We start from the raw sequence: 10,397 nt of genomic DNA on the forward strand, positions 1-10,397 counted from the left end.
TAAAACAACTAACAATACTATTCATGAACATGAAAAAGATTCATCAGATATTTTGTTCGTTGGCAGTTTGCGCTATAATGCTGGGTGGTAACACCACTCCAGCATGCGCTGGCGATGTCAATAGCATACGTCTTGACGAACATCGCGTGCGCTATCATATCCCATTGCCCGAACAGCCATGGGGTTCTTGCGACAAGGTCGTCATCACTAAAGACACTACGGTGACCTTCACCACCTCACGTCCTATCAAGATGGTATATACGCTTGACGGTACCACTCCTACTCCATCGTCAACCATCTACACCTCGCCCATCAAGGTAAGCGACAATACCATCATCAAGATTGCAACGGTTTTGCCTTCCGGCAAGATGAGCCGCACCAGAACAGTCAATGTTGAAAAGCAGACCTATGCACCTGCCATTAAGATTGATGGTGTAAAATCTGGATTGCAGATGAGTCGTGCGAAGGGTAATTTCCTAAAGGTTGATGACTTGAACTGGACTGATGCAGAATGGGAAAAATCCATCATCAGCAATCTGGAACAGATTAAAATCCAACGTAAAGATGATGGTGCTACGCTGCGCGGAGCTAACAATTACGCTGCTATTGCCGAAGGTTACATCAACATTCCTGAGGACGGAGTGTATTACCTCTCGTCGCGTCTGGAACAAGTATGGATTGACAACAAGCTCGTCGTCAACAACGAAGGCAACGTAAAGGCAAGTACGATGAACGACAGCTCTGTGGCATTGGCCAAAGGGTTACACCCCATCAAGGTTGTCTTCTTGGCAAATATCATTGGAGGATGGCCTTCATGGTGGAGCAGTACCACTATTGAAATGCGTAAAGACAACGAAAAGGAGTTTACCGCTGTTGGTGGCTCTCAACTATTCAGATAATTTAAAACAATAATTATAGATCTATGAATTTCAGAAGAATTGTAAAAGTATCGATTTGCCTCGCCATGCTTTCTGTAAGTACTGGCCTATGGGCTCAGAATGAGTCACGCTGGCAAAATGTGGACATCAATCAGCAAAACCGCGAACCGCGTCGTGCATCTTTCTTTGCATACGAGTCGCAGGACAAGGCTCAAGGCTTTGACAAAAAGGAGTCTGCCAACTATCTTTCGATGGAGGGCATGTGGAAATTCAATTTTGTAAAGAACCACAACAAGCGTCCCGCAAATTTCTTTGCAGTCAACTATGACGATTCAAAGTGGAAAGACTTTCCCGTTCCCGGACTTTTCGAACTGAACGGTTACGGTGATGCCACCTATAAAAACGTGGGCTATGCGTGGGCAACTCAGTTTGACCCCAATCCTCCTTATATCAGCGAGACCAACAACTATACCGGTTCTTACCGTCGCACATTCGACCTTCCCACGGATTGGAAAGACAAAGACGTATATTTCCACGTAGGTTCTGCTACAAGCAACCTGACTCTTTGGGTCAACGGTAAGTATGTAGGCTATAGCGAAGACAGCAAGGTTGCTGCTGAATTCAACATCTCCAAATATCTCAAACCTGGCAAAAACCTGATTGCCATGCAGGTGATGCGCTGGTGTGACGGTTCCTATTTCGAGGACCAAGACTTCTGGCGCTTTACAGGTATCGCACGCGAAGTTTATCTCTATGCACGTCCCAAACTGCATGCTGCCGACATCCGCTTGGATGCTGGACTGGAAAACAACTATCGCGACGGTGTGTTGAACTATAACGTTTCGCTGAAGGGCGGTAAGACCGATGTTGCGATTGCCTTGTTTGACAAGGATGGCAAACAGATTGCCGAGGCCTCTGGAGCGCAGGGTACGATCAAAGTGCCTAACGTAAAGGCATGGACTGCCGAGACTCCCAACCTCTACAAAGCATTTATTACGCTGAAAAACAAGCAGGGCATATTGGAAGTGATTCCACAGAAGATCGGTTTCCGCAACGTGGAAATCAAGAATGCACAATTGCTGATCAACGGACAGCCTATCCTCATCAAGGGTGCCAACCGTCATGAAGTAGATCCAGACGGTGGTTATCTGGTTAGCGTAGAGCGCATGATTCAGGACATCAAGATTATGAAGCGACTGAACATCAATGCTGTTCGCACCTGCCACTACCCAGACGACCCACGTTGGTACGACCTTTGCGATGAATACGGATTGTATATCACTGCCGAGGCAAATCTCGAAACACACGGTATGGGTTACGGCGAGAAGTCGCTTGCTAAATTCCCAGAATACCTCCTGCCCCACATTGAGCGCAACGAAGGCAATGTGAAAAGCTTCATCAACCATCCTTCTATCATCGTATGGAGCTTGGGTAATGAGGGTGGCTATGGTATCAACTTTGAAAAAACCTATGATTGGGTGAAGGCACAAGATACCACACGCCCCGTACAGTATGATCGTGGCGGATACGACAGCAAGACTGACATCCATTGTTCTATGTATGTTGACTATAAAGGAAGCGAGAAGTATTGCCAAAGCGATGGCACAAAGCCCTTCATCCAGTGTGAATATGCCCATGCCATGGGTAACTCAGAGGGAGGTTTCAAGGAGTATTGGGATCTCATCCGCAAGTATCCAAAATACCAAGGTGGTTACATCTGGGACTTTGTAGATCAGGGTCTGCGCGACAAGAGCCCCATCACCGGTAAGGAAATCTTCACCTATGGTGGCGACTACGGTCGCTATCCTGCCAGCGACTACAACTTCAACTGCAATGGCATCATTGCTCCCGACCGTCGTTTGAATCCTCACGCTTATGAGATTCAGTATTATCATCAGAACATCTGGATTAACGATTTCGATGCTGTAAACGGTGCATTCAAGGTGTATAATGAGAATTTCTTCAAGACCACCGATAACCAGAATCTGACTGCCACCGTCTATGCCAACGGTCAGAAGCTCACCGTTGTTGAGATTCCAGAGGCAAAGGGTATCGCTCCTCAGACCACCAAATTGATCAAGAGCGACGCTTTGAAATATGCTATTGGCGAGGCTGAATCGAAACATGCCAAAGAGGAAATCACCGTCAACTTCGCATTTGCCAGCGACGGTACAGAAGCTCTGGTTGATAAAGGCCAAGTGACTTCACGCCAGCAATTCATTGTCAGCGAGTATCAGTTCGACAAGCTGGAGGCTCCTGAAATGGCCGAAGCACCTGCCAAAAACGGCAAGATGCAAGCTGCAAGCAACATTGAGGTGGAAGAAACCAACGCCTATGTGAAGGTGACTGCCAACAGAATGACTGTCACAGTTGGCAAGGCTACAGGTATGATTGACTATCTCGATGTGGATGGCGAACCCATGCTGAAGTTCCGCGAAAGCATGAAGCCTGAGTTCTGGCGTGCACCTACCGACAACGACTTTGGCGCATCTTTGCAGAAAGAGTTGCGCGTTTGGAGAAATCCACAGATGAAGTTGACCTCATTCAACAAGTCTGTCGGCACCGACAACGTGGTGCTTACCGCCCAGTTTGACATGCCTGAAGTGAAGGCACAGCTGATGCTTACCTATCGCATCAATACCGCCGGCGAGGTGATTGTCACCGAGAAGATGACCACCGACAAGGAGGCTAAGGTAGCCGATCTGTTCAGATATGGTATGCAGTTACAGATGCCCGAAACATTCTCTAAGTTGGAATACTACGGAAGAGGTCCCAAAAAAAACTATATCGACCGCCACTCTTCAGCCTTTATCGGCAAATATGAGGCTAACGTGAAGGATGAGTATTATCCATACGTTCGTCCACAAGAGAGCGGTAACCATACCGATATCCGCTATTTCTCTATCTTCAATCCCGCTACTGGCAAGGGACTGACCTTCGAAGGCAACGCCCCCATGGAGTGCAGCGCCATTCCATACCTGGTAGAAGATTTGGATTCTGGCATCAAGAAAGAGCATGCTTGGGGACAACATAGTGGCGACTTGGTAGAAAAAGGACTTGTTCAGCTTCACATCCAGCAACGCCAATATGGTTTGGGATGCATTGACAGTTGGGGAGCAAAACCAATGGAGAAATATCGTCTCCACTATGCAGACCGTGAATTTACCTTTAAAATAAAAGCTAAATAGGAAACACATTTGGCATAAAACAGAACATTAGTATTGGAATTTTAGGTTTATTTTTAGGGTAAAACCGCTTGACCCATCCGCTGAGGACCAGTCAAGCGGTTCTTCTTTTTCCATTGTTATCTATCTACGTATCCTATTTCTTCCGAATCATGATTTGCCTTGTTGCTATTTGACAATAAAACTAATAAATTTCCGGTACAATACGCCGAAGGTGACACACTATCATTTCTGTTTCCATAAGAGTATATAGCTCCGAATATCTCATTTTGGCAATTATCTGTATTACAAAGCGTTATTGTCACATTCAACGATTCACATTCGGGTTTACCAAGCACCTTTCAAGCATCTTTCAAACACCCAACAATCGTGAGGCACACGTCCACACGTTGTAAACGAATATTATTTTCAGGTTTTTTCAAACCGCTGACAAAAGTATTATCCAACGTTTGATAAAAGTATTATCCAACGTTTGATAAAAGTATTATCCAACGTTTGATAAAGGTATTATCCAACGTTTGATAAGAGTGTTGTCAAACGTTAGACAAGAGCCTTTTCAACGTTAGAAACAAGTGTTGTCAACTATTGGAAAAGGGTATTATCAAATATTGGGAGCAAGTATTTTATGATATTGGGAAGGGGTGTTATCAAGCGTCAACAACTTCATTTCATGCATCGGTTTCTATCGGGTTTGTAGTTTTGGAATGCTGTCAACAAATAATTGTTGGTGGTCGATGGGTGGTCGAAATCGCCAATACAACACCATCGACCACCCGTCGAAATGCATTGTGCCTCAACATTTTATACCACACCGGTGGTCGAGTGGTCGATTTTTTGCAACATCGCGTGCGCATGCGCGTGAGAGGAATGCACGAGAACCAACAGATTTATTATGCACTTTAAACATAAATAGCAAATGCAACAACGCTTAGGTTAATTTATATTAATTTCTTGTCTGAGTCTAAGAACATTTATAATTTTGCCACATCACAAACAAATAGATTATAATATGAAAATAAATCATTTATCAAAACGGGCGGTATGGTCGTCTTTCTTTATATGTTGGATGCTCTTAGGGGTATTGGTAACATACCACATTATAGACTATAAAGTATTCATCTATACGCTCAATATAGTGTCCGCCCTATTTTTCATCGTGTTCTGCATGTATCTTATGAGCGATATTAAAGAAAAGAAATCATGGTATATATCGGCACTATACTGCATTGCGATGATCCTTGCCTACATCGTAGCAAAGGGATGGATACGATATTATTGAGCAAATTACAGGATTGGAGCGCTATAAACTACAGACTAAAACTGGAGATTATATCGTTCCTCCCTACCGATAGAAGTCATCGTCGAAATCGATGACGATGGGTTGGTCGGAAGAAGAGGACGGCATGGGAAGCTGATCTTCATCGGCATCATCATCGGTTTCACGGTCGGCAGACTGCTCAACGATAGTTTCGGGACTGTTGAGCAACGGATGGGAATCGGTCTTGACGGGAGCAAGCGTTTCTTGGAAGAAACGGTCGTAGTCGTCGTAACTATACTGTGTGCCGAGCAACGGCAAGTTGTCTTCACTAATGATGATGCGACGACATCCCTTCAACCGAACGGTCATCTGTGGGGCATCATAAAGATGGCGGGCATACTGCAAAGCCTCATCGTAGGAACGGAAACCGCTAACGGTGAGTCGATGAATGGGATCCTCACTATTGACAGCAATCTCGAAATTGCGCACCAGATAGGAAGTGAAGTTATAACGTGCCAATTCATAGAGCAGTTGGTTTTGGTTCACACTATCGGGATGGAAGGCTAAAACAAAAGCAAAACGCACATCGCGACGAAGGCTGAGCGTATCAACGACCATACTGTCTGAAGATTCTGCCAAGGCATGTTGTCGCCAGATATCGTCCTTGGGGCGCATGGTGCCCTGTGGTCGGCGGCCCTGCTGAAGTCCACGGAGAATGTGACCAGCCATTGGGCCGACCTCGCTATCAGGATAGTCCTCTACTACTTGTTTCAGTTGTTGCGCCGACTTATCTATCCTACCCTCGTTAAGCAGGCTCAAAGCTTCTACGAACAAGAACTTGGAACGATGGGCACCATGGGGGAAACGCTGGGCAGAGAGTTGCACATTGGCTGCCACTTCTTGGTAACGTTCCTGACAGAAAGCCTCATAAGTAGCAGCATAGAGCGAATCTTCTAAATGTTGACCGAAACGCTGGTTGTCGGCATAATAAGGATTGGAGAGCAGTTGGGTCCACTCGCTTTGTGGATACTGACATTGTAATCGCGCAAGAGCAGAATCGGCATCAGCCATCCGTCCCTCACGTGCATTCATCAGATAGAGATGATACCATGCCAAATCGTTGAGTGAATCGGTGGGCCATCGATCTACAAGATAGGTAAACATGCGACGAGCCAAGGCGAGATTTTCCACCTTATCTTTCATGATGACCGCAGCAGGCAATAGTGCTTCGCGCATCTTGCGATCGCTTTCAGCTTTTTGTTCGGCGGTGAAAGGCAGTTGTGCCAAATGGTATTCGCGAGTAAAAGGATTGAGCTGGGTGGTATTGCTCTCGGTTTCTGTTGCAGAAGCTGTCGTTTTTGCGGAATCGGCATCAACCTCTGTTTCATGGTCAGCCTCACCATTCAACGATGGTACGACGGAACGATTACTGCGTTGCCAATCGTCTTCGTTGGGGCGTTTGCCCCAAAGTTGTTCAAAACGAATGCGACCTTGACTGACAAGTTGCGGATTGTAGAAATACCAAGTGGAGGCTTTTGTATCATTACCGACAGCCGACATACCATTATTTTGGGCGTTTGGCGTCTCCCATTGACTTTGCATTTCTGCATCCTGCTGTGCGCGTTTGGCCTCTCGTTCGGCATTTTTCAATTCCGCTATATGGCGGTCTATCACCTTGAGGCGATCTGCTTCAGGCATGGCAACCAAGCGTTGCAACGAGTCTTCCAGATGGACAGCATCGGTCAGGGGAACCAACTGATCGAGAATTTCCGACCTGCGATTCACTTCCTTATAGTATGGAAGGGCGGTATCGATAAGTCCCACAGCCTCACTATAGCATCGGCGTGCATCGGCATAGGCTTCACGCTGCCAATAGAGTTGCGCCAATTGGAGGAGTAAAGCTCCCTTCTCGGTGCCATTTCTGGTAGATCGACGGGCACCTTCTTCGTATGATGCAATGGCTTGCAACGTATCGCGCTGGGCTAAACGAATATTGCCGATGGCATAATGGATTTGGTCGAGATAGTCTTTATTATTGTCTGACGCAGCCATTCGTTGCAACTTACGTATCATACCCTTAGCATCGGCAGAGGCCATCACCTCGGTTTGTGAGATGCGTGCATTAAACTCCAATTCGTAAGGCGGTTGCAGACGAACCACATGGCGATAAGCCTCGAATGCCTGTTGGGAATGACCTTGATGTTGTTCGATCTGTCCCACAATATACCAGAGACGGGCTTTGCGTTGGCGGCGACGCTCATGACGTATGCAACGCATGAGATAACGCGTGGCATCGGCATATTGTCCGGTGCGAAGATAATGGTTGGCAAGGGTAAAATCCCAATCTGCCACAGCCTGACGGGGTATGCTGTCGCGGCGCTGATTGGTGATGAGATCTTCGGTTTCGTAGCGCCATCCCATCTCCGCATAGCATTTGGCTTGCCATGCCCGAGCACGGGCAAGGATGATAGGTTGCGTTTTGTATAGCCGTGCCATATAACCAAAGGTGGCAGCAGACTCTTCAAAATTTCCTTCATGAAACTGTGCTTTGCCCAAAAGAAGCCAAGCACGCCAGAGAAACGGATTGTATTCATGGCGATTGAGCCACTCTATATCGGCTTTAGTCTTGCGTCGTTGCTTGTTCCATTCGGGGCGCCGCTTGATGCTATGACGGCGAATAGCTTTCTCCGACTTCTCTATCGTACGGTCAAAATGACTTGTTCCGATACTACGGCTCTGCTTGTTGCCCACCGCATAGATTGGCAACAACTGGGTATAGTCGTCTCGATTGCCGCGTTCCTGTTCGTCGCATCCTTCGATAAAGGCTTGCGATGCATTGAAATAGGTATTGTAGCGAGCATTGAACGCATGCCACATTCGTGTCTGACTGTTATTTCGCTGTGTAGAACACGAGGCGGCAACGAGTATGGCGAGCAGCAGTATGATGGGAGTAAGTGGCAGACGATCTGTGGCCGAAGGCCTATCGTCTGACGCGTCATCTGTATTCTCGTCTGACTCGTCGCTATGAACATCGGGCACGCAATTGCCGTCATCGCCATCATCTCCATCGGTATCAGCAGATGCAGCAACACGTGCTTTTTCCTCTTTTCGCCGACGAGACTCCTCCATCATACAGGCTATCTTACACGAACCGTCATCGTGGCTTGTGCAGGAAGCGCAGTCGTGATCGCCATGTACCACGGGGCTATCGCTGTCGCCAATAGACAGCAAGGCCGCCAAAAGGCCGAGGGCTCCGATGGCAATGAGGGCGAAGAGGAGAAAGCTCATAGCATATAGCGATTAAGAATTATCGTTGTTGGATTTGGAAACCACAATGGCGAAGGTCGTCCCAATAGTGGGGATACGACTTGGTAACCACCTCTGGATGGTTGATACGCAGACTGGGGAAACGCAATGCGGCAGGTGCAAAGGCCAACGCCATGCGATGGTCTTCGTAGGTATCGATACCGTCGGCATAGTCTGGCTCGCAACGTTCACCGTCCCATACGAGTTCGCTGTCGTTGATATCATAGATGACAAATCCCAATTTGCGCATTTCTGTCTTCAATGCCGATATGCGGTCGGTCTCCTTAATCTTAAGGGTGGCAAGTCCACGGAAATGGAAGGGCACGCCAAGCAAAGCGCAAGTGACCACAAAGGTCTGGGTCAAATCGGGCGAATTGACAAAGTCGTATTCCAAACGGGGTACGCAACGGCCTGAATGGCGAAGGGTCACCTTGGTGGGAATGTCCTGTTCGGTTGTGGCAAACTGTGTTTTCACACCGAGCAAGCTGAAGATATATCGCACCGAGGAATCGCCTTGTTTGGAGGCATCCATCAGTCCGTTGAGGATCACCTCGTCGTCATCGCCAGTTGCCAGAGCCATCATCTCATACCAATAGGATGCGCCGCTCCAATCATTCTCAATACGGTAGGCACGATCATGGTATGGTTGGGACTTCACCGTAATAGTCTCATAGTCTGACCATTCGGCATCGGCACCAAACTCGCGCATGGTCCATAGGGTCATATCGATATAGGGTCGTGAGATAATATCACCTTTCAAGCGGAGCGTCAGTCCTTGTTGCAAGGTCGGACCTATCATCAACAGGGCGGAAATAAACTGTGAACTGATATTGCCTGGCACTTCGAGCAGACCGCCATCAAGGCGGCGACCCTTGATAAGCAGAGGCGGAAAGCCTTCTTCTCCCACATAGGTGATGTCAGCACCAAGGTAGCGCAGCGCATCAACAAGCACATGAATAGGGCGATGTTTCATGCGTTCAGTACCAGTCAGCACATGTTCCTCGCCTTCTTTCACCGAAAGCAGGGCTGTCATGAAGCGCATGGCAGTACCTGCAGCCTTGATATTGATCTCATAAGGATTATCGCGCAAAGCGGAAATTATCACTTCGGTATCGTCACAATCCGATAGGTTTTCGGGTAAGATAAAGCCTCCAGCCAGCGCATGAATAACGAGCGCACGGTTGGAAATACTCTTCGATGCAGGTAGGATTGCTGTATGTTTTAATTCCTTTGGAGCTGTTATTTCGTATTGCATATATTATAATTAGGTTTGTTTAGAGATACAAAGGTAGTGTTTTTGGGGATAAATACAAAAAAAGTGAAACAAAAATTTGGATATTACAAATTATAGCTGTACCTTTGCACTCGCTTATCGGGATTTAGCGCAGTTGGTAGCGCACACGTCTGGGGGGCGCGAGGTCGCTGGTTCGAGTCCAGTAATCCCGACTAAGACAAGAGCTGTATCTCTTATGGGATGCGGCTCTTTTTTGTTTTCCGCCATTATTCAAAGCTCCCTCAACGGTTCAGTAGATAATTAGTGTGGGTAAGCGTATATCATGGAAAGTCTGTAGAGAAAGAATTTCTCATCCCTAATTCCCCTTAGTGCTGCCCTGAAGGACTTGACTTTGGCGTTGAAAGACTCTGCTGCTGCGTTAGACGACCTGTTATTGTAGAAGTTGAGTATGTCATCATAGTGCTCGTAGAACGTAGCCGCAATAACGTTGAAGGAATGGAATCCAGCCTCTTCGACCTTGTTGTACCATTTGGCCA

Annotated in this window: 5 protein-coding genes and 1 tRNA gene; 3 read left to right on the top strand and 3 right to left on the bottom strand. The window is 47.1% G+C overall.

From position 1 onward, the window contains the following. Positions 1 to 29 precede the first annotated feature (29 nt). Entirely contained in the window at positions 30 to 899 is an 870-nt protein-coding gene (locus CIK88_RS11650) for a chitobiase/beta-hexosaminidase C-terminal domain-containing protein (RefSeq protein ID WP_158214681.1), read from the top strand. A 23-nt stretch (positions 900 to 922) separates the two neighbouring features. Then, on the top strand, positions 923 to 4,066 hold the full coding sequence (locus CIK88_RS11655; RefSeq protein ID WP_094436625.1) for a glycoside hydrolase family 2 TIM barrel-domain containing protein: 3,144 nt from the start codon (positions 923 to 925) through the stop codon (positions 4,064 to 4,066). Between the two features lie 1,339 nt (positions 4,067 to 5,405). Here CIK88_RS11655 and CIK88_RS11665 read toward each other — a convergent pair. Together CIK88_RS11665 and CIK88_RS11670 are read right to left on the bottom strand one after the other, a co-directional pair. Further along, positions 5,406 to 8,609 (bottom strand): tetratricopeptide repeat protein, encoded by a 3,204-nt coding sequence (locus CIK88_RS11665; protein ID WP_254046896.1) that lies wholly within the window; start codon positions 8,607 to 8,609, stop codon positions 5,406 to 5,408. A gap of 19 nt (positions 8,610 to 8,628) precedes the next feature. Further along, a complete protein-coding gene (locus CIK88_RS11670) occupies positions 8,629 to 9,882 on the bottom strand; it encodes a 3-phosphoshikimate 1-carboxyvinyltransferase (RefSeq protein ID WP_094436629.1) in 1,254 nt (417 codons plus the stop codon). Between the two features lie 118 nt (positions 9,883 to 10,000). On the opposite strand from CIK88_RS11670, the gene CIK88_RS11675 reads away from it, so the two are divergent. After that, positions 10,001 to 10,073: transfer RNA gene (locus CIK88_RS11675), tRNA-Pro, on the top strand. Between the two features lie 88 nt (positions 10,074 to 10,161). Here the strand turns inward: CIK88_RS11675 and CIK88_RS11680 are convergent. Continuing rightward, on the bottom strand, positions 10,162 to 10,397 hold a 236-nt coding region (locus CIK88_RS11680; RefSeq protein ID WP_144269594.1), incomplete at its 5' end, for a transposase.

The organism is Prevotella sp. P5-50, from assembly GCF_002251295.1.
GTDB lineage: Bacteria > Bacteroidota > Bacteroidia > Bacteroidales > Bacteroidaceae > Prevotella.

Excerpts from the sequence above, each read along its gene's own strand:
- CIK88_RS11670 (WP_094436629.1), bottom strand. The coding sequence starts at position 9,882 with ATGCAATACGAAATAACAGCTCCAAAGGAATTAAAACATACAGCAATC.
- CIK88_RS11665 (WP_254046896.1), bottom strand. The coding sequence starts at position 8,609 with ATGAGCTTTCTCCTCTTCGCCCTCATTGCCATCGGAGCCCTCGGCCTT.
- CIK88_RS11650 (WP_158214681.1), top strand. The coding sequence starts at position 30 with ATGAAAAAGATTCATCAGATATTTTGTTCGTTGGCAGTTTGCGCTATA.
- CIK88_RS11655 (WP_094436625.1), top strand. The coding sequence starts at position 923 with ATGAATTTCAGAAGAATTGTAAAAGTATCGATTTGCCTCGCCATGCTT.